Origin of the sequence: Flavobacterium pectinovorum (assembly GCF_900142715.1) — a bacterium.
GTDB lineage: Bacteria > Bacteroidota > Bacteroidia > Flavobacteriales > Flavobacteriaceae > Flavobacterium > Flavobacterium pectinovorum.
The window spans coordinates 1-21,489 of record NZ_FRBX01000006.1 but is presented as its reverse complement, the minus strand read 5'-3'; the positions used below and the strand labels follow the sequence as shown (position 1 = coordinate 21,489).

The window sequence follows — 21,489 nt, the reverse complement described above, 5'->3', positions numbered from 1 at the left end:
ACTTTTAATCTCCAAAATAGAAATTCCAAATTCCAACGATACTGAGTATCAATTAGAATTTGGAATTTTTTTATTGTAATTTTTATTCTAAAAAAGCCCTTTACTTTTGGCTTCTTTGACCAATTCTTCGTCAAGTCCGGATTTTATTTTTAATAGCTCTTTCAGATTGATTTTTCGTTTCTCGATTGCGTTTAATGAAATCGGAATATATTGTGGCATTTCGTGTGTTGGAGTTCCTTTTGATAAATGAAATAATATTTGTTTATCAAATTCGTCAATTTCAATGGAATTATGAGGCGACTGATTCAGCATTTTTTGAACGGACTGACTGTAATATTTATCGTTTTTCATTACTTTATCAAAGGCAAAAAGCAATTCATCAAACGTAAGGTCGTTTTTAATTACTAAACCATTTGGGTTTATGGTTCTGATTATGGTTTTAATTTTCAGTAATTCTGTATACATGGTAAGCAGAATAACACTGCAATTGGGCATTTTTTTCAGAATTAACTTTGCCAGGTCTTCACCAGAATAAAGATCTTTTTCTTCATAAGCCGGCATACTAATATCTAAAAAGGCAACATCGAAATTTGGAGTTGCTTCATTCTCGATTAAATCATAAGCAGATCTGCAATCATAAGCCTGCGAAATAACAAAATCATATTTCTTAGGATTGTACCGTGTAATAGCATTTTTGTATCCTTCAATAATAAAAGGATGATCGTCAACTATTAATACATTACGTCTAATTAATTGAGAAACTGGGGGGTTTTGTTCAATTGTCATTATTTTGCAGGTTAATTTTTTGATCTATTGGCACTTTTACAACTAGTAAGGTTCCTTCTCCCTGAACAGATTTTATTGACATACTTCCTTTACATTCTGCAGCTCTGTATTCAATATTATGCAAACCTATTCCGTTTTTTGTTCTCTTGGTATTAAACCCAACTCCATCATCATAAATTGATAAAATCAGATAGTTTATTTCACTTTTAAATTCAACAGTAATTTTTTCTGCATTAGCATATTTATTACAGTTTTGAAGTGCTTCCTGAATAATTCTGTACATATTAATCTTTACGGCATTACTCACTAATTCCCACTTTATTTGGGGATCAATAGAAGTGATCAGTTCCGAATCATACGTGTTTTGTTGGTTTTCAAACAATTTGTTTAAAATTAGGACAAAATTATTAATTAGTTCGGATTTTTCTCTATTTAAATCATGGGAAATTTCACGTATATCTTCTTCGATATTTTTAAGCTCCGTCAAATATTTTCTTCTTTTCGGTAATGCTTCGTCTTCATCCATTTGTTCCAGGCTGTCAAGACTAATTCTAATGCCAAACATTCTGCCCAAAACTCCGTCGTGCAATTCCTGGGCAACCTTTTTCTTTTCTTTTATACGTGTTAATTCGATATCATTTTGCTGAGAAATCAGCAAATTATAAATATCTTCATTGGCAACTTGCTGCTGCTGTTTAAAAAGCAATTCCCTATTACGGGCTTGCTGGGTTTTATAAACGTAGAAAAATAATCCCACCAAAGTACAAATACTAAAAACATAAACTAAGGTTTTGTTCTTTTCCTGTAAGTTGGAGTTTTGATCTTTAATTTCATTGGTTTCGTATTCAATCCGCGAGAATTTTTCCCCCATATTACGTTCAGCTTTCAACATTTTATCATTAAGATGAATATATTCTTTTGAATAAATGGAAGCGTTTTTTGGATCAACTATTGCAATTTGTTTAAGAGCAATTAAGGTATTAATTAATTTATCTGATGTACGAGCCTGCATTAAGGCTTGTTTTGAAAATTGTATGGCTTTAAATGTATCTTTTTTAAAAGCAAAATACTCTGATAAATGAATTTTGGTGGCTATTATTTCTGCCTTAAGCTTTAAACTATCTCTAATCTTTAAAGATTGGTAAAACAAGTCCGGCAATTGATCAGATTCTTTTAATTTAAATTTAGTGTAAGCCAAATTATCCAATAGTATAGCATATAAGGTTGGTTTGTCCTTAAACAGATTGGTTTGTTCTAATCCTTCTTTAAAAAAAACTTTCGCTTTTTTATAATTATATGTCTTTAAATAAACATATCCTATATTATTTAATGAAGTCGCTTTATATTGAAATTCTAATGGTATTGATTTATCTTCTAATACCAATAAGGCTTTGTTTTGAAACTCGAGTGCCTTGTCATATTCTTCTCTTTCATTATATAATATTCCCAAAATATTATAACTCTCATAAAAAAGATCATTTACATTTTTTTGTTTTTTTAAACTACTTAAAGCCTTGAATACATTAATTTCACTTTCAAAAAAATCACCTTCGTTATATTGAAGACTAGCTTTATTTAAAAACGTTTTAGCAATATGATATTCATCTTTTAACCTTAAATAAAGTTTTTCAGCCTTATAGTAATTCATAAAAGCACTATCAGCAATAGATTTTACTACATAATAATCTCCTAAATATGAATAGGCTTTAGCAATATTAGCCGAGTCATTAGATTTTTTTGATCGTTCTAAAATTAACCTGGTGGTTTCGGTGTATCCCTTCCAATCGCTCATATTGTAATATCGATTGGCAACTTTAAAAAGATTTACTTTATTAATTGAATCATCTTTTTGATTTAAAATAATAGACAAGGCTTTTCTATTATAATCTTGCTTAAAATTTAAAGGCAATTTTTCTTCATTAGCCAATGAAAGATAAGTTGGAAGACTGTCTGAGGAAGAAATTATATTTTTATCTGAATTTGTTTTTTCAGAACAAGCTCCAAAAACAAAAATTAAGAATAATAGTATGTGAAATTTTCTTTTCAACGTTGTCAATTTCATCAAAAATACTAAAACTATACATACAAAAATAAGGCTGCCAAAATTTTGGCAGCCTAAAATATTATCAGGTAAATTAATTAAAAATTAATCTTGCTTTTTGTTTAAGCCTAAAGATTGATTAACAGCTGTAAAATCTAAGTTATTGTTTATTAATGTAGATTCTTCAGTTGGCATTAGTCCATCAACTTTTTTAGTTTGACCACCTGTTGCACCGCCTCTGGGATCAATAGATTTTTCAAAATAAGTATTTTTATTTAAAGCATTTGCTGCCATTTCTGGTGCCGTAAATGAAGTTGTTACTACTACTAAAGAAAATAATCCGATTGTTAAAGCTGCTTTTTTCATGTTTTTGAGGTGTTTAGTTTTGATTTATTTTTGGGGCTTATGATTGCTTTGGTTGCAAATCATGGGACAAAGCTAAGACCACGACATAAAAAAATTGTGCGAAAAAATCAGTTTATGGTAAAACATGCCCAATTGATAGTCAATGAACGTCAAATCGATGTAAATACTTAGTTTTTAGACTTCTAAGTAATTTCCTGCAGAAAAATTAGTAATAATCAAATCAACATTTGATTTATAGGTTTTTGAGAAAGGAATTTTCTTCGGAGAATTTTTAATGTAACAAACTGAGTGTCCGCTATGAATTCTGGAAATGTAATTTTGATTGATAATAAAGCTATTGTGAATTCTTACAAACGGGTGCGATAAAACAAACTCAAAATGTTTTAAGGTTTTAAAAGCGGTTATCATTTCGCCGGAACTCAAATAAATATCTGTAGAATTATTATCGGCCTGAAAATAACAAATATCGTCTGTAGATATATAACGATAATCGCCATATGATTTAATGCATAAAATAAGCGGTTTATCAATTTGAGCTGGCTGCAAAGTTGGAGTTACTGAAGTATTAATTCTATTTTTAATTTTAGCAGCATTTGCTTCTAAAGTTGTCTTGTCCAGCTTTAAAATAATTTTAAGCAAATCAATCTCTAAAACAGGTTTCAGGATATAATCAAAAACATTGTATTGAATCGCATCAAAAGCAAGCTCTTTTGCAGAAGTGGTAACAATTATTTTAGGTACTTCTGTAAGATATCGATGCAATTCATTAATGAAGGAAAGCGATAAATTGCTCGACAATTCTGTGGGATCAATTTCTAAAAAAATAAAAGAAGGCTTATGTTCTAAAACTAAATTCAATCCGTCCTGATAATTTGTAGCCGTTGCAATACAGGTAAGTTCTGAAAACTCTTCGGCCAGCGCGTGAGTTTTCAAAATATCTTCGGCGTTATCATCAATAATAATATAAGAATACTTTTTCAATATTATTTTTAAAAATGGTGTTTAGACTTTGTATGCGCATCTAATTTACGCAATTCTGTTAATCAAACATTTCATTGTTAATAAGTATAAACAAATGTTAAAATAAGGAAATAAACACGCCAATGCAAAATTAAAAAATCCCAAACTCCTATTGGAATTTGGGATTTTAATATATGAAATTTAAAAAAATTACATTTTCATCAACCAGTTTTTCATAGAAACTTCGTTTTCGATAATATCTTTCAATTCAGAAATTTTTACACGATCTTGTTTCATGGTATCTCTATGACGAATTGTTACTGTTTCATCATCGATTGTTTGATGATCTACAGTGATACAAAACGGAGTTCCAAGTGCATCTTGTCTTCTGTAACGACGACCTACTGCATCTTTTTCGTCATAAGCGACACTGAAATCCCATTTTAAATCTTCGATGATTTTTCTGGCGATATCCGGTAAACCGTCTTTTTTAACCAATGGTAAAATAGCGGCTTTTGTTGGTGCCAGAACTGATGGTAATTTCAATACTGTTCTAGTTGAACCGTCTTCAAGAGTTTCTTCTTGTAATGAAGTGGCAAAAACAGCCAGGAACATACGATCTAAACCTACTGAAGTTTCCACTACATATGGCACGTAGTTTTCATTTAATTCAGGATCAAAATATTGCAATTTTCTACCAGAATATTGTTCGTGTGCTTTTAAATCAAAATCTGTACGAGAGTGAATTCCTTCTAATTCTTTAAATCCGAACGGGAAGTTAAATTCAATATCGGCAGCAGCATTGGCATAATGGGCTAATTTTTCGTGATCGTGAAAACGATAATTCTCTCTTCCTAATCCCAAAGATAAATGCCAGTTTAAACGGGCTTCTTTCCAGTGATGGTACCATTTCATTTCTTCACCCGGACGAACGAAAAATTGCATTTCCATTTGTTCAAATTCACGCATACGGAAAATGAATTGTCTTGCAACGATTTCATTTCTAAACGCTTTACCCGTTTGAGCAATTCCAAAAGGAACTTTCATACGCCCTGATTTTTGAACATTCAGGAAATTCACAAAGATACCCTGAGCTGTTTCCGGACGTAAATATAAATCCATTGCAGAATCTGCAGAAGCTCCTAATTTTGTTCCGAACATTAGGTTGAATTGCTTAACATCTGTCCAGTTTCTTGAACCGGTTTCAGGATCAGCAATTTCCAACTCTTCGATTAAAGCTTTTACATCCTGAAGATCTTCGCTCATTCCTTTTGCAAGTCTTGATAAAATTTCTTTATATTTTGAAAGATATTCTACAACACGAGCATTTGTGGTAACAAATTCTTCTTCATTAAAAGCATCTCCAAAACGAGCTTTTGCTTTTTCAATTTCTTTTTGAGCTTTTTGATTTAGCTTTTCAGCATAATCTTCAACTAAAACATCTGCTCTATATCTTTTTTTCGAATCTCTATTATCAATTAACGGGTCATTGAAAGCATCAACGTGGCCTGAAGCTTTCCAGGTTGTTGGATGCATCAATATTGCAGCATCAAGGCCGACAATATTCTCATTCATCTGAACCATTGATTTCCACCAATATTCACGGATATTCTTTTTTAATTCGACTCCATTTTGTGCGTAATCATACACTGCACTTAATCCGTCGTATACTTCGCTTGACGGAAAAATAAATCCGTACTCTTTTGCGTGCGAAACCACATTCTTAAATATATCTTCTTGTTTTGCCATAGTGATGCAAAAATATAAAAAGTACGTTTAAAAAAAAGAAAAATTATAAAGATTGAAGCATTGATTTAATTATTTTTGTAACTAAATTCTGTCTATTTGTGTTTAATTCTCTTCTTAACCTGTTTTTCCCTAAAGTTTGTGCCGGATGTCGCAAACTTTTATTAGCAACCGAAAATGTTTTATGTACAAATTGTCGTCATGAAATGCCTCTGACTCAATATCATTTGGATAGCAAAAATGAAGCTGTCAAAAAATTTTATGGCAAGATTGAAATCGAGTATGCATCTGCATTTTTATATTTTAATAAAAAAGGAATAGTTCAGGAACTTATTCATAATCTAAAATACAAAGGACAAGAAGATATTGGTACTATTTTAGGAAACTGGTATATTGAAGATCTAAGAGAACTGCAATTGAAAATTCCTTTTGATGTTGTAATTCCGGTGCCATTACACAAAAGAAAACTTAAGGAACGAGGTTATAATCAGGTTACAACCTTTGGAAAAACTTTGGCAAAAGGTCTAGAAATTGCTTATGATGATACTGTTTTATACAGAAAAAAGTATTCTAAAACACAATCCAAAAAAAATCTTTTGGGGAGATCAGAAAATATCGAAAATATATTTGATGTTCATTCTATAGAAAAGCATCAAAACAAACATTTATTAATTATTGATGATGTACTTACTACGGGCGCCACGCTTGAAGCCTGTTCACGTGCTTTACTAAAAATTCCCGGAATTAAAATAAGCATTGTTTGTATGGCGATGGCGAACTCTTAAAATTTCAATTTTTTAAATACCAAATTCCAAGAAACAATATATATTAAACTGGAATTTGGTATTTGAATATTGAATTTTAATAAATGATTATTTTTTTCACGGTTCTTTTATCTCCAACAACAACTGTTACAAAATACATACCTGCTGCTACATCAGATAATTGAATGTCCTGGATAAAGTTAGTTTCACCTTTAAAAGAATTTGTATAAACATTTTTACCTAAGATATCATTTACAAAAACCTTTACAGTTTTGGTAGAATCACTTGAGAATTGAACCGTAAAATTTCCTTTATTAGGATTTGGATAAAGAACGAAAGCAACGTTTTCAAAATCAGGTGTTCCTAAAGTAAATGTCTGACTGCAAATATTTATCGATGCAGAATTTATACTTCCAAAATTTCCTGAAACTGCATCACGTACTCTTAAAGTCCAGGGTCCTTGCGGATTTTCTCCATTAAATGCAGCCAATGCATCTACCGGAAGTACAATTTGAGTTGTTGTTTTCGCACAATCTAATGCAACTCCAGAATCATCAAACTGTAAGGACATGGTCGAATTTGTATTTGCGCACCCTTTATTAAACAATCGGGCAACCGTACCACTTGGACTAACCATTTCAATTTCTAAATCAGAAAATCTTGCATGTGTTACATTTATGTTTACGCTTACATTTGAAACTGTAGATGTTGATGACGGAACAGTGATAGTTCTTGTTGTATAAGTAGTTGAAGTTGGAATACTAACCGAACTGCCAAAACTATACAAATTACATGTTGTTGACGCTATATAGCCAATTGCAAATGATTTACTATTTATAGCATAATAAATATTCTCTGTTGGCTCAATTAAAACTCTGCAATTTGTTGAAATCACACTTGTTGGAATCAGGACACTTTCAGAACCATCATTTGGTACATTAGCGGCTAAAATTACAGGAAATGTTAAACCTCCATCTGTAGATAATTTAATATTTACATTTGAAGATCCCTGCAAAGTATTCGTATTATTAACACTCCAGGTAATTGTTTGATAGGATCCTGGCGCCCAACTTATACTTGTCGTGTTTTGAGAAGTAATTGCAAATGGCCCAGCTGAAGAAGATACGTTTACAATCATTGCATCAGTATTTGTTTGAGCTGTTCCCAAAACCCCATTATCTCTTGCTGTTAGAGTAAAATGCAATGTTCTTGCAATAGACGAAACAGATTCCCAGGTTGTTGTTAATCTATTTTGAAGAACAGAACTAAGACTTGGCATATATCGAATTAGCGAACTATTAGGAGCTACAGATCTAAATAATGGTCCGTCTGGCTTAGTAGCATATGCGATACTATTTCCATTTGAAGTTGTTGTTGCATTATCATTTTCTTCCCAATTATAAGTAGTGGCGCTGCCTTCTACATTTGATCCTGTACCGGTTAAAAGGAAAGGTGTACTAATTGGAATTGTGTAATCTGCCCCCGCGCCAATTGTTGGCGGATTATTTGTCAATGCTGTACTTACCGGACAGCTTTTTCCTGCAAGATTATTTTGAATTTGTAAAATACTAACATAAGCAAAATAGTCGTCAGAATTGCTTTGAACATCATAATCTGTTATTCCGGCATATCCCATAATAGTAGAACCACTTCCCGGTTCAACATTTACGTTTGTTCTTTCTCCGGCATCATATGAAAAAGTATGATTTGCTCCCAATTGATGTCCTATTTCGTGAACCACAAAATCAATATCAAATGTATCACCTTCTGGTTTTCCGTCTGATGGTGAGGTGTAAGCGCTTCCTTTTTCAGAATTTACACAAACACAGCCAATACAATTTGCATTACCTCCGCCTCCAGATGCACCAAATAAATGGCCAATATCATAATTAGCTTCACCAATTACACTGGTTAAAGTAGATTGTACTTGTGTATTCCACGAACCTTTTACTCCATCAGTTGCATTCGCATAAGGGTCCGTTGAAGAATTTGTATAAATTACAGCATCATTATTTGCAATTAAAATTAATTGCACAGCCAAGTCTTTATTTAAAATCCCGTTAACTCTTGATAAAGTTGCATTCATTCCGGCAAGTGCCCCAACTTTTGTACCTCCAAAATACGAAGTATATTCTCCGGTACATGACAATGCCAATCGCATTGTTTTAAAAACTTTGTTATTTGAAGTTGTTTTTGCAGTTTTATCTGAACTATTACGGTCTGATTTTACATCAATAGTTTTACAAATTAATTTCGAACTTTCTGTTTTATTTGAAGTAAACAAAATGTATTCTGATTTATCATCCGGATTTTGCTCTATAAATTCGGTTGCTTTATCGGCACGAATTACCATTGTTTGCGTACCAATTGGTGAAACGCTAAAGTGTATTTTTGCCGATTTATCGTCTAATCCACGACCTTCGTAAGCTCTTATTTCAGGATATTTTGCCTGTAATTCAGGATCAAAATTTGAAAATTCCCAAACTGAAAATCTTTCCAAAACACCTTCCGAGTTAGGAATGGTAATTTCTGAAGTACTATTTTTTGAACTTTTATTGGTTGCCGATGAAAGTTTTGCTTTCAGAAAATCTGAATTCAATTTATAATATAATTTATTCGAATCAGACGAATTTACACTTTTATTCAAAACTGAACCAGAACTCCTTTGCCATAAATCATCATTTTGAGCATGGACTTTGACACAACAAAAAATAAGTAATAAAAATAGTAGCTGTTTATTCATACTCAAGGGATTTAGAAAAATCAAAATTAAGTGAATTAAATTAAATTCTTACATATATACGACAATTAATGGTTTTTTATCGACCAGCGAGCCAATTATCATAAAAAGTGACTTTATAATCTTAAAAAATCAATTAACCTTAGTGTCAAATTTAAAATAGATAGTATAAATTTGCACCATCCTAAACAATTTGCTTTGAAGCTCTTTCATTCTATAAACGATTTTCAATCAACCAAGAAAACTATTTTAACTCTTGGTACCTTTGATGGCGTACATATTGGTCATAAAAAAATTTTAGAACGAATTACCCAAAATACTGAAAACGGGAAATACGAAAGTTTAGTGCTTACTTTTTTTCCGCATCCGCGAATGGTTCTACAGGAAAAATCAGAAATAAAACTTTTAAATACGATTGCCGAAAAATCGAAACTACTCGAAGAAACCGGAATAGAAAATCTTGTTATTCATCCGTTTAACGAAAGTTTTTCGAGATTAACAGCCGAAGAATTTGTTCATTCGATTTTAGTAGATCAGTTTCATATTCAAAAGATAATTATCGGGCATGATCACCGTTTTGGAAGAAACAGAACGGCTAATATTGATGATTTAATTGCTTTTGGTGCTGAATATGGTTTTGAAGTAGAGCAAATTTCGGCACAGGAAATTCAGGATGTTTCGGTAAGTTCTACCAAAATCAGAAAAGCTTTAGATGAAGGAAATATAACTTTGGCCAATGATTATTTGGGTTATGCTTATTTTTTAAGCGGCGAAGTTGTAAAAGGAAAACAATTAGGAAGAACAATTGGTTTCCCAACGGCCAATATCCAAATTGAGGAAGATTATAAAAAGATCCCTAAAAACGGTGTTTATATTGTGAAAACCTTCATTGATAACACAGCCATTTTTGGAATGATGAATATTGGTTTTAATCCAACTGTAAATGGACAAAAGCAAACTATCGAGGTCAATCTTTTTGATTTTGATGCTGATATTTATGGTCAAAAACTAGAAATCTCTTTATTGGAATATATTCGGGAAGAACAAAAATTCGGCTCTGTAGATTTACTTAAAGAACAATTAAATCAGGATAAAAAGACTGCCTTAGACTTTGTGGGACAACTTTAGGAATATTTTCCATTCATTTTTTATAAATATTTTTTTTGCAGATTATAATATATGTAGTCCCTACGGGACAAAATTGTGCTATCTAATATTTTTTGCTACCAATAGATAATCTCTCCGAGATATTTTAAGATTTTCCATGCCGGGACAAATCCGATATCTAACTATATTTTCTACCAATCTCTCTGAGATATTTATAATGTCAATATTTTACAAAATACTCCGCTAGGAGTTAAATATTGGTAACAAACGAAATCACGATACTCAGAAATGTCCTGTAGGGACTACCCCTGATATCTATTATTGCCACTATATATACTTTATGCCCATTTAAAAAACTTTGTACTTCTTTTTTTAGTAAATTTGATATACAACTCTGTTTGTCAACAATTTACTATTAACTTCTTTAAAAATAACCACTATGAAATTACCTAAAGAAATTACCAACGGTTTTTTAATTTTCCTGGGAATTGGCATCTATTTTTTATTGATGAATCTTTTAGGACTCGCTGATTTGTTTTATTTACGTACGCTAAATGTCTTTTTTATATTTTATGGCGTAAACAGAACCATGCAGATGAATCTTCATGAAGGAGAAACCAACTTCGTATCCAACGCAGTTTCTGCTATGACAACATCTGTCGTTGGTGTATCCATGAGCGTTTTTGGCTTGTTAGTTTACAGTTACGCACGAGGTGGTGATGCATATGTAAAAACACTGTCTGAAGCATTTATGTTTGGAGGAAATCCATCTGTACCAACTTATTGCATTTGTTTATTATTTGAAGGACTCGCCTCTTCTGTTATTGTGACTTTAATGATGATGTTGTATTGGAACAATAAATATGCAGCCGATTAATTTTTTTAGAATAAAATACATAATTTAAACACTCTAAAATCATAAAAAGATATAATTATATGATTTTAGAGTGTTTCTTTTTTGAAAATAACTATCAATTGTTCATTTACAGAATTCGGCATTGGTTGATTAGAACAATTTCGTTACTTTTGAAGCTTCAAAAACAATGTACCTAATGAGTATTACAAAACACAACTGGACAAAAGACGAGATAATCGCCATATATAATAAACCAATGATGGACTTGCTGTATGAAGCAGCAACAATTCACAGACAAAAACATGATCCGAACGTAGTTCAGGTATCTACATTACTATCTATCAAAACCGGGGGCTGTCCTGAAGATTGTGGTTATTGTCCACAAGCTGCACGCTACAACACAGGAGTTGAAGGAAATGACTTGATGAGTGTAAGTCAGGTAAAAGCTCAGGCTTTGCGTGCAAAATCAAGCGGATCATCTCGTGTTTGTATGGGAGCTGCCTGGAGAAATGTAAAAGATGGTGAAGAATTTGATCAGGTTCTTGAAATGGTTCGTACCATCAACAAATTAGACATGGAAGTTTGTTGTACTTTGGGTATGATTACCGAAAACCAGGCGCAACGTTTGGCTGAAGCAGGTTTATATGCTTACAATCACAATTTAGATACTTCTGAAGAATATTATAAAGATGTAATTTCTACACGTGGTTTCGAAGACCGTTTGCAAACGATCGAAAATGTTCGTAAAACGAATGTTACTGTTTGTAGCGGAGGAATTATTGGAATGGGAGAAAGTATCGAAGACAGAGCAGGAATGCTTGTAGCACTTTCGACTTTAAATCCTCAACCTGAATCTGTGCCAATTAATGCTTTGGTTGCTGTTGAAGGAACTCCGATGGAAGAAGAAAAACCAGTTGAAATCTGGGAAATGATTCGTATGGTGGCTACTACAAGAATTGTAATGCCGGATACACAAGTTCGTTTATCTGCAGGAAGAACAAATATGAGCCGTGAAGGACAAGCAATGTGCTTTTTTGCAGGTGCCAATTCTATTTTTGCCGGAGATAAATTACTTACAACACCAAATCCTGATGTACATGAAGACATGAAAATGTTTGAAATGTTAGGATTAATTCCGCAAAAACCATTTACAAAAGTTTCGCAGCCAAAAACTGTTGAAGCATCAGATTCTCAATTTGCTCCTTTAGGCGAAAAACCAAAATGGTCAAGACCGGGACATACAATTGAAAGAAATCTTGAGGCTTCGATCAAATCAAAAATTTAAGTTATTGAGTTAATAAATCTCTAAAAATATTTTTAAATTGCTTATAACAAGTGTTATAAGCAATTTTTTTATTTAAAAGAGATGAATTTAAAACAAATCGAAAGGGTAAAAAAAATCTCAAAATCTGATTTTATTTCCCAATACGTAAAAAACCAAATTCCCGTTGTTATCGAAGAGCTGACTGAAGACTGGCCGGCTTATTCTAAATGGAAATTATCATATATGAAAGAAATCGCAGGTGATACTATCGTTCCTTTATACGATAACAGACCTGTAAACCACGAAGATGGCTTTAATGAAGCGCACACTAAAATGAAGATGAGCGACTACATTGATCTTTTAGAATCCAAGCCAACAAACTACCGCATTTTCCTTTATAATTTAATGAAAGAAATACCAACGCTAAAAGACGACTTTTTATGGCCTGATATTGGCTTGAAATTAGTGAAGCAAATGCCTATGTTGTTTTTTGGAGGAGAAAATTCAAAGGTTTTTATGCATTATGATATTGATTATTCTAATATTTTGCATTTTCATTTTCATGGAGAAAAACAATGCATGCTTTTTGCTCCGGATCAGTCTAAATATATGTACAAAGTTCCGCACGCTTTAATTTCGAGAGAAGACATTGATTTTGATGATCCTGATTATGAAAAATGGCCCGCCCTTAAAAATGCCGAAGGTTATATTACTAATCTTAAACATGGCGAAGTATTGTACATGCCAGAAGGATATTGGCATTATATGAAATACTTAACTCCTGGTTTTTCTATGAGTTTGCGTGCTTTTCCAAAAAATATTGCCCATTTATCAAAGGCGGCTTATAATGTATTTATTATGCGGCATTTTGATATTTTGATGCGAAAATTTAAAGGGCAAAAATGGATTGACTATAAAAACGAAAAAGCAATTCAGAACACACATCAAAATCTGACGAAATCTGAAAATCTGGCAAAGTCTGCCTGATATAATTAAAAAAGCCGTTGCGAACTTAAAGGTTTACAGCGGCTTTTTTATAAACAACTATTAGAATACCATTTTTGTAGTAGTTACATTTCCATTATCCAAAATTGTTTTAATCAACAAAACCTGATTAGATTGTAAACTCGATATCTGCAATTCTGTACTATCTATTTTCTTTTTATTATAAAGCAATTTTCCGGTAACATCAAAAATAAAAACCTCTGTGATATTTTCTTTAGTTGATGTTACCTTGATAATTTTCTCTTTTGAAGAAACCAAAATTTTCTGTTCCACATCCTCAATAGCAACTTTTTTCAAGGTTTTATTATTAGTATAACGCAACACAAAACGACCATCAAAAATACCTGTTGAAGTTGTAAAGGTATAATTGCCGGTTCTTAAGTCATGAATTGAATTGGTAGTTTTGTCTTCTAAATAAATAGCCTGATTAACCAAATTACCATCGGCCTGATCTATAGAAATAGTAAAATTGCCAGCAATTGTGCTTTTATATCCAAGCGGTACAATATCAGTATCCGAAAAAGGTACGGCGCGTCCCTGAATTACAAGTTTATGTCCATTATTTACACTATAAAAATCCAAATATGGATTACCATCAATTGTTTGACCGTCATATCTGGTTTCATAATCGTTAGTAGCTCCTTCAATATAACCAATTAAAATTTGTTTAAAGGCACCACCATCATTAGTCATATTAAGCCATAACCGATTTTTTTCAAGTGCAGCTTTTGAAGTTTTTGCTGGTTTAAAAAACTGACTGTTTGAGCCAAAACGCATCGCATTTGTAAAAGTTACTGTTCCGGACGAGCTTGTTTCAGTAAAAAAACCTTGCCCGGCTGCTATTTTACCGCCTGGTATTTCCTTATTGTTTCCTGATGCTGTGGTTGCTGTTTTGGCTGCAACGCCCCCAGTTAAATTATAACTTGCATAATCATCTGAATTGTATTTATAAGAAGTTCCAAATACTACGGGCGTGTTGTGTGTCCAGAAATATAAGGTTCCGGTTAAAACCGGGTTATTCAAAATAAATTGATCGGCATCTAATGCTGAAGGATAAGGATTTCCGAGCAAATAAAATTTTCCGCTATCTAATGTCGCACTGGTTACATTTCCATTATTAGGAACTCCAATAAAAGAAGCTGTGTAATCGGTCCTGATTGTATTAGAATAAGTTTGCGGACCACGAATTATATAACCTTCTCCAACAACCATAGTCGTACTTCTGTTTGTGATTACCCAATTTGTTCCGCTATATCTAAAATATTTATCCCCTAAAGTTAATGGCGAAACATCAACGAGTTTTTGTGGGTTTACGGGAGTTGACCAATATACAAAATCGGCCTGGCGAATTTGCGGGCTTATTCGTTTGTAGATAATATTTCCGGTATTAATAACATTATTACGTTGTATTAAACTTGCATTATTCTCGAATATTAATTTTGTTCCTGTTGCAGATTCTACCGTAAGTTGGTTATCAATAAATAATGTATGTGGAGAATTTATTGTCACTTCTTTTCCCCCTTTTACTTTACAAGAGCAACCGCTTATATCTCCTGTTGACTGAAAGTTTTCGGCAAATTCAATGATATCAGAAGATATCGGCACGCTCCCTTTCGACCATGTTGTTCCATTCCACGTATTTACATCCGGTGCTTTTATTACAATACTAACTGTTGGCAATGAAGTGCAGTTTACACCATCCTGTGCCGTAAAAGTATATGTTCCGGGAGCTAAATTAGCAATTGTATAATTGGAACCCGAAACGGAATAAGTTTGAGTTGATGAACCGCTTTGGTAAACTTGTCCATTTGTTGCAGATATAAATCCGTTAAGTTGTACACTTCCTGTTGGGATAACACAAGTTGGTTGTGTAATAGTAACAACATTGGGTGTGGGTAATGAAGATTTAACGGTAACAGTAGTGACTGAAGAGGCAAGGCTTTGACATCCTGTGGCATTTGTTACCTGAACAGAATAATTTCCAGATGTTGTTACCACTATACTTTTTGTAGTTGCACCCGTTGACCATAAATAACTTGCTCCTGTAATCGAAGTCAATGTAACATTTCCACCATCACAAAATGTTGTAGCCCCGCTTGTGGATATTGTGGGAACAGCAGGTCTGGCATTAACGGTTGCAAAAATAGTTTTAGAACTGGTGTAAACAGATCCTCCGTAAGTAGTAGTATAGGTAAGATTGGCTTCATAAGAACCTGATACAGCATTTGTAAAAGATACTACTGATTGTTTATCTGGATAGTTTACAAAAGATGCCGCACCGGGAAGTTTTACAGACCAATGCCAGTTCAATGCAGCTCCGTCTGCTCCATCTTTTGCTGCGGTAAAATTAAGAGTGCTTCCCTCACAAATTGGCGCATTACTTGTAGGCTTTGATTGTAAAGTTCCTCCTAAATTATTAAGCTGCGCGAAAGTATATTCGGCATTGCCACTTCCTACACAAACGGCAAATTTTACTGTACCGATATACAAAGCAACCTGATTTGAGCATCCTCCTCCTGTGTCATCAATTTTCCCCGGTGGATTGATATCTACGATTGTCCCGGCGGGAAAACGAATAGAACTCTGATTTGTATTAAAATCCAGTACTCCATTAATAGTAACAACCAGAATATTTCCTGCAGAAGTTGATACTATTGGATCTCCTGAAGCCAACAATGTTCCGTTTATCGTTAACGATTTTATTGAAACATTTGTGCTAAGCGTTATGGTTGATCCGGAAGCAATAATAACATCATCATTTATAGTAGGTACTGTTCCGCCAATCCATGATGTTGTAGCTGTCCAATTTCCCGTTCCTGTACTTGTTATGGTAGCTCCATTTGAAAATCCAAAACAAAATAACATTGAAAAAATAAATAGTAATTTTCGGTTCATTTCACGTGGTATTTAAATTTAAACAATAGATCTTTTAGTAAATTATTTTTCAAAAAAAGCTCTTAAGAATTTTGCTTTTTTTTAGTCCATCCCTGAGGAAATTTTAAGGCTTTTTTTATCACCTGTTTTTTCCTCAAAACACCATAAACAATTTACAATTTTCTATTCACTAAGATTAAATTAATACCCTGTATTTCAGTCAATTAAACTCAATTTTGCTATTTTAAGTTATTTCTCATAAATACTTTTTTTTTAAGTAATTCATCATATAAAAAATGCAAATCATCTGATTTTATAAATATGCATTTTTCATTATTTTTTAAAAATTATAATAATTTGAAAAAAAATTATGTTAAAAATAAATTTAACCCCAAAAAAAACGTCTGGAAAACAATATTGGGTCGAAATTTTATTTAAAAAATAGTCGCTCTTTAAACGCAAAATGATCATTCAAAATGAAAAGTAAAAACTTATTAAAATAAAATTTTACGTGTTGAATGATATCCGTTTTTCAACGATATTTTGAGTAGTAAAATTTGATTTTTGGAGGATAGATTTTCAATACTAAATCTGGAGTTTTCTATCTCAGTTTTTCTGTAAATCTGTTTACCAGAAATGTCAAAAATTGCAATATCCTTAATCTCATTTTTGTTAGCGTCGATAATTATATTATTGTTGTTTACAAAAACTGATATTTGATTTATTTCTCTCTCCGGATTATCTATTTTTAAATCTTTACTAATAAAATTCAACTCAAAACGTTCATTAAAATTTCCCTTTTTTGTAGAAAATAAATAGGGCGATTCTTTTAGATCATGTTTAATTTTCAAGTCCTTATCTTCAATAAAAACATTTAGATTACTAAACAGTCCATCATCATGGTCAATACTAACACTAAATTCACCATCAATAGTGCTTGAATAGCCTAACAAAATAGAATCAGTATCTTCGAAAGGCAAACCTCTGCCCTGAATTACTAATTTTTTATTTTCAACAACACTATAAAAATCTACAAATTGATTTCCATTAAAAGATTCCGCATCATAACTTTCATCATACAAATTGGTTGCCCCATTTATATATCCCAATAAAATCTGTTTAAAAATGCCTTCATTATTTTTAAGATTCAACCAGATTCTATGTTTTTCGACAATATTTTCTTTTATTTTGGCTTGCTTAAAAAAAGTAGAATTTCGACCAGAAATACGCATACTATTATTGAATTCAGCAATTTTAGAATTTTTACTGATTACAAAAAATGCTTGTCCCGAGGCAATAGTTCCATCGGGAATACTTTCATTTATACCTAATGAAACTGCGCCACGTGTACCAATACCTCCCAGCAAATTGTAAGCAGCATAATCATCAGATGTATATTTATTATTAGTTAATGGTGTATTATGTGTCCAGAAATAAAGAGTCCCTAAAATATTTGACGTGTTATTACTCAAAAAAGCATCTGCACTTATTGCTGATGGATATGGATTACCAATTAAATTAAAGCCATTTTGTTTTTCCAAACTCACCTCTACTTTTCCATTAACCGGAATACCTTTAAATACGGCTTCAAATTTTGAAGGTTTTGTTGTTGAAAAATGCTGTGGACCACGGATACTATATCCTTTGCCGGGAATCATGATATTTGATGCATTTTCTATCTTCCACTTATCCAAAACAGCATCATAAGAAAAAAACTTATCCGGCAATGTCTCTGGCGAAACATTAATTAGTTTTTCATTATAAACAGGCGAAGACCAATAAGTATAATCGAATTTTAATATTGGCGAAGATTCTCTTTTGACATTAGCAATACCAGTATTTACAATATCATTGTCCCGCTGATATAAACTTGCTGTATTTTCTAAAACTAAAGTACCCAGACCCGAATAGTCGAACTCAATTGCTAATGTATTTCCGCTTAAAAGTGTTACTGTTTTACCTTCGTTAATATAACAGCTGCAAATATTTGAAGACGTTAAGGCCGGATAGTCGTCTTGAAAATAGATTTGCTTTCCGCCTGACGGTAAACCATTTGACCAGCTGTGACCATTCCAAATTGAGGAATCTAAACAAAGGTTCAAACGTGCAATTCTGTGTTTGGATATTCCTGATACAGAATTGAAATCTCCCCCAATCATTAATTTAAAATCTGATGTGAAGGCCATAGTGTATAATTTACTATTTAAACGGGCATCAAAAGAAGTATCATAATCTCCTGTTTTTAAAAGTCTTATTAATCGTGACGAAATGACATTTTTATAAGTTCCGGAAAAAGTTCCGCCCACCACGATACGATCATCTGGCTGCACCAAAATACTTCGCACATCGCCTTTATTAAAACCTGTGCCAGAATCAAAAGTCATATCTAAACTTCCATTGGTATTTAACCTAAGAATTCGCTTTTGGGAAGTGCCATTATAAAATAAAAAACTTCCTCCAACAATAATTTTCCCATCAGATTGCAATGCCATTGCATAAATGTAGTTGTCAAAACCTGCACCAACATTGAAACTGGAATCAATACTTCCATCCGCATTTAACCTCACCAGTTTTGCAGCAGAATTTCCATTAAAATTATTAAACCTTCCACCAAGCAATATTTTTCCATCTGGCTGAATCAAAACAACTTCAATAATACCATCAGCACCATGACCAACATTAAAACTTAAATCCCGAGTTCCATCAGGTAATAATCTTACTATTCGAGTTGCAGTATTGACAGCACCATTATAATTTGTAAAACCTCCCGCCGCAATTATTTTCCCGTCAGACTGAGTTGCCAAAGCGTAAACCTGACTATTAAAACCTGAACCGTTATTAAATGTTTGATCAACTGATCCGTCAGACAAAATCCTAATTATCCGATTACAGGCTATCTCGTTATATCTCGTGAAATTTCCGCCAAGAATAATTTTCCCATCAGGTTGCAAAACGGCTGTTTTAATTAAATTATTAGCACCTGATTGCCTTAAATTAAAACTTTCATCATAAGTTCCATCTTCTAAAAGCCGAACAATTCTTGAAGCCTGTTCGCCATTAAATTTTTTAAAATTTCCAAATACCATTGTCTGTTTATTTTCCAGAGGAATCACTTTATAAACAGAATTATCAAAACCAACTCCTGCCGATAAATATGCTGTATCATATTCTCCTGCCGGATTAATTTTTGCTAATCGGCCTTGATTTAATCCATCGAAAACAGAAAATGAACCACCAACATACCAAGAACCTTCTGCGTCATTTTCTAAAGCTAAAACTGATGCTGTTGCAGGTCCGGAACCAAAATCCAAATCAGTTCTAATAGTTCCGTCCCGGTTTAAAACACAAACCCGATTTACCTCAGCTCCATTATAGAAACCGGTAAAAGATCCTCCAATCATTATATTACCCGAAATATCTGTTTTTATAACCTGCACTGCGCCTCCATTAAATCCTGATCCTGATAAAAAAGTCGAATCTAAGCTTCCGTCTTCATTAATTCGAATAATTCTATTTGTCGAAATTTCATTATAACTGCTAAATTTTCCGCCTAATAGAACTTTTCCATCCGATTGTATAAACATTGCATTTACATCATCGTTAAACCCTGTTCCGATATTAAAACTTTCATCAACTCTTCCTTCGGGAAATAGTTTTACTATTTTATCAGAAGAGATTCCATTAAATGCTGTAAAATTGCCGGACAAAAGTATTTTTCCGTCAGATAAAATTTCGACGTTTGTAATATTTGCTGTTGTTCCAATTCCTGTATTAAACGTAGTATCAATCGCGCCATTGGGCAAAATACGTGCAATTCTATTTACGGTGATACCATTATATTTTGTAAAACTACCCACGATGATAATTTTTCCATCAGCCTGCTCGCAAACATCATAGATAATTCCTGCTGTTGCACCAATTGTTGTATTAAATGAAGCATCATAAGAACCATCTGAATTTAATCTGACAAGTCTTCCTGAATTATTTCCATTATAGGATGTAAAGCTTCCGCCAACGATTATCTTTCCGTCTCTTTGAATGTGTGAAGTATAAACTTTACCGTTGAACCCGGTGCCAACACGAAAATTTTCATCAATTATACCATCTGGATTTAAGCGGGCAAAATAAGGAGAAGGGATTCCGTTAAGATTCAGATAATCTCCGCCAACAATTAGGTATTGATTAGGTTGTATTGATAAAGTTCGAACTGTATTATCAAAACCATCTCCGTTTAGTCCATCATCAATGGTATTAAAATAAGTATCTACTTTGCCTTGCTGGGCCAAAAGTTCCAGACTAATAAAAGGTAAAACGAAGATCAGGGAAAAAAGTATTTTTTTTATCAAAATGTAAATAAAATTTAGTCAATAATTATTTTGTAAGAATCGGACTAAATTTATAATTCGTTTTGAAACCCTGCAATACCCACTTACCGTGATTTTTCAGGTGATTTTCTCTGGTTAGTTTAATGTCAAAAAACAAAAAAGACGCACAATTGTGCGTCTTTTAGAAATAAACTAATTTATATTTTTAATTAAAAATTATCTTTTTAGTTGTTGTAAAGTCATTATCAAGAGTAACTTTTACAAGCAATACCTGATTGGATGATTGCAGGTTTTGTATTTGCAGCTCTGTTGTGCCTGCTTTCTTTTTGCTGTAAAGCAGTTTTCCCGAGATATCAAAAACCGTTACCTCTTTTATGTTTTCTGTTGAAGAAGTTACCTTGATGGTTTTGTCTTTTACAGAAACCAGAAGTCCGTTTTCAATATTTTCAAAATCTCCCGTTCCAAGTGTTTTGTTGGTGTAACGCAATACCAAACGATCGGTAAAAGTTCCTTTCTCGGTAGTAAAGGTATAATCGCTTGTTGTTAAATCGTGTATTACACCGGTTTTCTTGTCTTCCAGATAAATGGCATGGCTGCTCAAATCACCATCGGTCTTATCAATAGAAATCGTAAAATCTCCGGTTATCGTTGTATT

Annotated in this window: 14 protein-coding genes; 5 read left to right on the top strand and 9 right to left on the bottom strand. The window is 32.7% G+C overall.

The genetic code is table 11. The annotated features are described in order from the left end of the window. Positions 1-87: 87 nt before the first annotated feature. The 5 genes from BUE22_RS18820 to BUE22_RS18800 all read right to left on the bottom strand — a co-directional run bounded on the left by BUE22_RS18820 (position 88) and on the right by BUE22_RS18800 (position 5,902). A complete protein-coding gene (locus tag BUE22_RS18820; protein WP_042562959.1) occupies positions 88-786 on the bottom strand; it encodes a response regulator in 699 nt (232 codons plus the stop codon). Continuing rightward, complete coding sequence (locus tag BUE22_RS18815) at positions 776-2,713, bottom strand: tetratricopeptide repeat-containing sensor histidine kinase (protein WP_317043545.1); 1,938 nt, start codon at positions 2,711-2,713, stop codon at positions 776-778. Before BUE22_RS18815 ends, BUE22_RS18820 begins: the two co-directional genes overlap by 11 nt. Positions 2,714-2,932: 219 nt before the next feature. Then, entirely contained in the window at positions 2,933-3,193 is a 261-nt protein-coding gene (locus BUE22_RS18810; RefSeq protein ID WP_073397385.1) for a hypothetical protein, read from the bottom strand. A gap of 174 nt (positions 3,194-3,367) precedes the next feature. Further along, entirely contained in the window at positions 3,368-4,174 is an 807-nt protein-coding gene (locus BUE22_RS18805; protein ID WP_073397384.1) for a LytR/AlgR family response regulator transcription factor, read from the bottom strand. A gap of 189 nt (positions 4,175-4,363) precedes the next feature. Next, positions 4,364-5,902, bottom strand: a complete 1,539-nt coding sequence (locus BUE22_RS18800; RefSeq protein ID WP_073397383.1) for a glycine--tRNA ligase — start codon at positions 5,900-5,902, stop codon at positions 4,364-4,366. A 98-nt stretch (positions 5,903-6,000) separates the two neighbouring features. On the opposite strand from BUE22_RS18800, the gene BUE22_RS18795 reads away from it, so the two are divergent. After that, positions 6,001-6,684, top strand: a complete 684-nt coding sequence (locus BUE22_RS18795) for a ComF family protein (protein WP_073397381.1) — start codon at positions 6,001-6,003, stop codon at positions 6,682-6,684. Positions 6,685-6,760: 76 nt separating this feature from the next. On the opposite strand, the gene BUE22_RS18790 is transcribed toward BUE22_RS18795, so the two are convergent. After that, positions 6,761-9,406, bottom strand: a complete 2,646-nt coding sequence (locus tag BUE22_RS18790) for a zinc-dependent metalloprotease (protein ID WP_073397380.1) — start codon at positions 9,404-9,406, stop codon at positions 6,761-6,763. Positions 9,407-9,601: 195 nt separating this feature from the next. Between BUE22_RS18790 and BUE22_RS18785 the strand changes: the two genes are divergently transcribed. From BUE22_RS18785 to BUE22_RS18770, 4 genes are all read left to right on the top strand, one after another. Further along, positions 9,602-10,531 (top strand): bifunctional riboflavin kinase/FAD synthetase, encoded by a 930-nt coding sequence (locus tag BUE22_RS18785; protein ID WP_073397378.1) that lies wholly within the window; start codon positions 9,602-9,604, stop codon positions 10,529-10,531. Positions 10,532-10,949: 418 nt separating this feature from the next. Beyond that, complete coding sequence (locus tag BUE22_RS18780) at positions 10,950-11,387, top strand: hypothetical protein (protein ID WP_073397377.1); 438 nt, start codon at positions 10,950-10,952, stop codon at positions 11,385-11,387. Positions 11,388-11,562: 175 nt separating this feature from the next. Further along, a complete protein-coding gene (gene bioB / locus BUE22_RS18775) occupies positions 11,563-12,651 on the top strand; it encodes a biotin synthase BioB (RefSeq protein ID WP_042562967.1) in 1,089 nt (362 codons plus the stop codon). An 81-nt stretch (positions 12,652-12,732) separates the two neighbouring features. After that, the gene (locus BUE22_RS18770; protein WP_073397375.1) at positions 12,733-13,617 is read left to right on the top strand and encodes a cupin-like domain-containing protein; all 885 of its coding nucleotides are present in this window, start codon (positions 12,733-12,735) and stop codon (positions 13,615-13,617) included. 60 nt (positions 13,618-13,677) lie between these two features. Here the strand turns inward: BUE22_RS18770 and BUE22_RS23505 are convergent, their stop codons facing one another. From BUE22_RS23505 to BUE22_RS18750, 3 genes are all read right to left on the bottom strand, one after another. After that, entirely contained in the window at positions 13,678-16,530 is a 2,853-nt protein-coding gene (locus BUE22_RS23505) for a T9SS sorting signal type C domain-containing protein (protein WP_084540288.1), read from the bottom strand. A 473-nt stretch (positions 16,531-17,003) separates the two neighbouring features. After that, the gene (locus BUE22_RS18755) at positions 17,004-20,855 is read right to left on the bottom strand and encodes a T9SS sorting signal type C domain-containing protein (RefSeq protein ID WP_073397374.1); all 3,852 of its coding nucleotides are present in this window, start codon (positions 20,853-20,855) and stop codon (positions 17,004-17,006) included. Between the two features lie 184 nt (positions 20,856-21,039). Further along, positions 21,040-21,489 (bottom strand): T9SS sorting signal type C domain-containing protein (locus BUE22_RS18750; protein WP_143165857.1); only part of this gene is annotated, 450 nt, incomplete at its 5' end.

Bases quoted from the DNA above. Each gene is read 5' to 3' on its own strand.
- BUE22_RS18820 (WP_042562959.1), bottom strand. From the start codon at position 786: ATGACAATTGAACAAAACCCCCCAGTTTCTCAATTAATTAGACGTAAT.
- BUE22_RS18810 (WP_073397385.1), bottom strand. From the start codon at position 3,193: ATGAAAAAAGCAGCTTTAACAATCGGATTATTTTCTTTAGTAGTAGTA.
- BUE22_RS18800 (WP_073397383.1), bottom strand. From the start codon at position 5,902: ATGGCAAAACAAGAAGATATATTTAAGAATGTGGTTTCGCACGCAAAA.
- BUE22_RS18790 (WP_073397380.1), bottom strand. From the start codon at position 9,406: ATGAATAAACAGCTACTATTTTTATTACTTATTTTTTGTTGTGTCAAA.
- BUE22_RS18780 (WP_073397377.1), top strand. From the start codon at position 10,950: ATGAAATTACCTAAAGAAATTACCAACGGTTTTTTAATTTTCCTGGGA.
- bioB (WP_042562967.1), top strand. From the start codon at position 11,563: ATGAGTATTACAAAACACAACTGGACAAAAGACGAGATAATCGCCATA.
- BUE22_RS18770 (WP_073397375.1), top strand. From the start codon at position 12,733: ATGAATTTAAAACAAATCGAAAGGGTAAAAAAAATCTCAAAATCTGAT.
- BUE22_RS23505 (WP_084540288.1), bottom strand. From the start codon at position 16,530: ATGAACCGAAAATTACTATTTATTTTTTCAATGTTATTTTGTTTTGGA.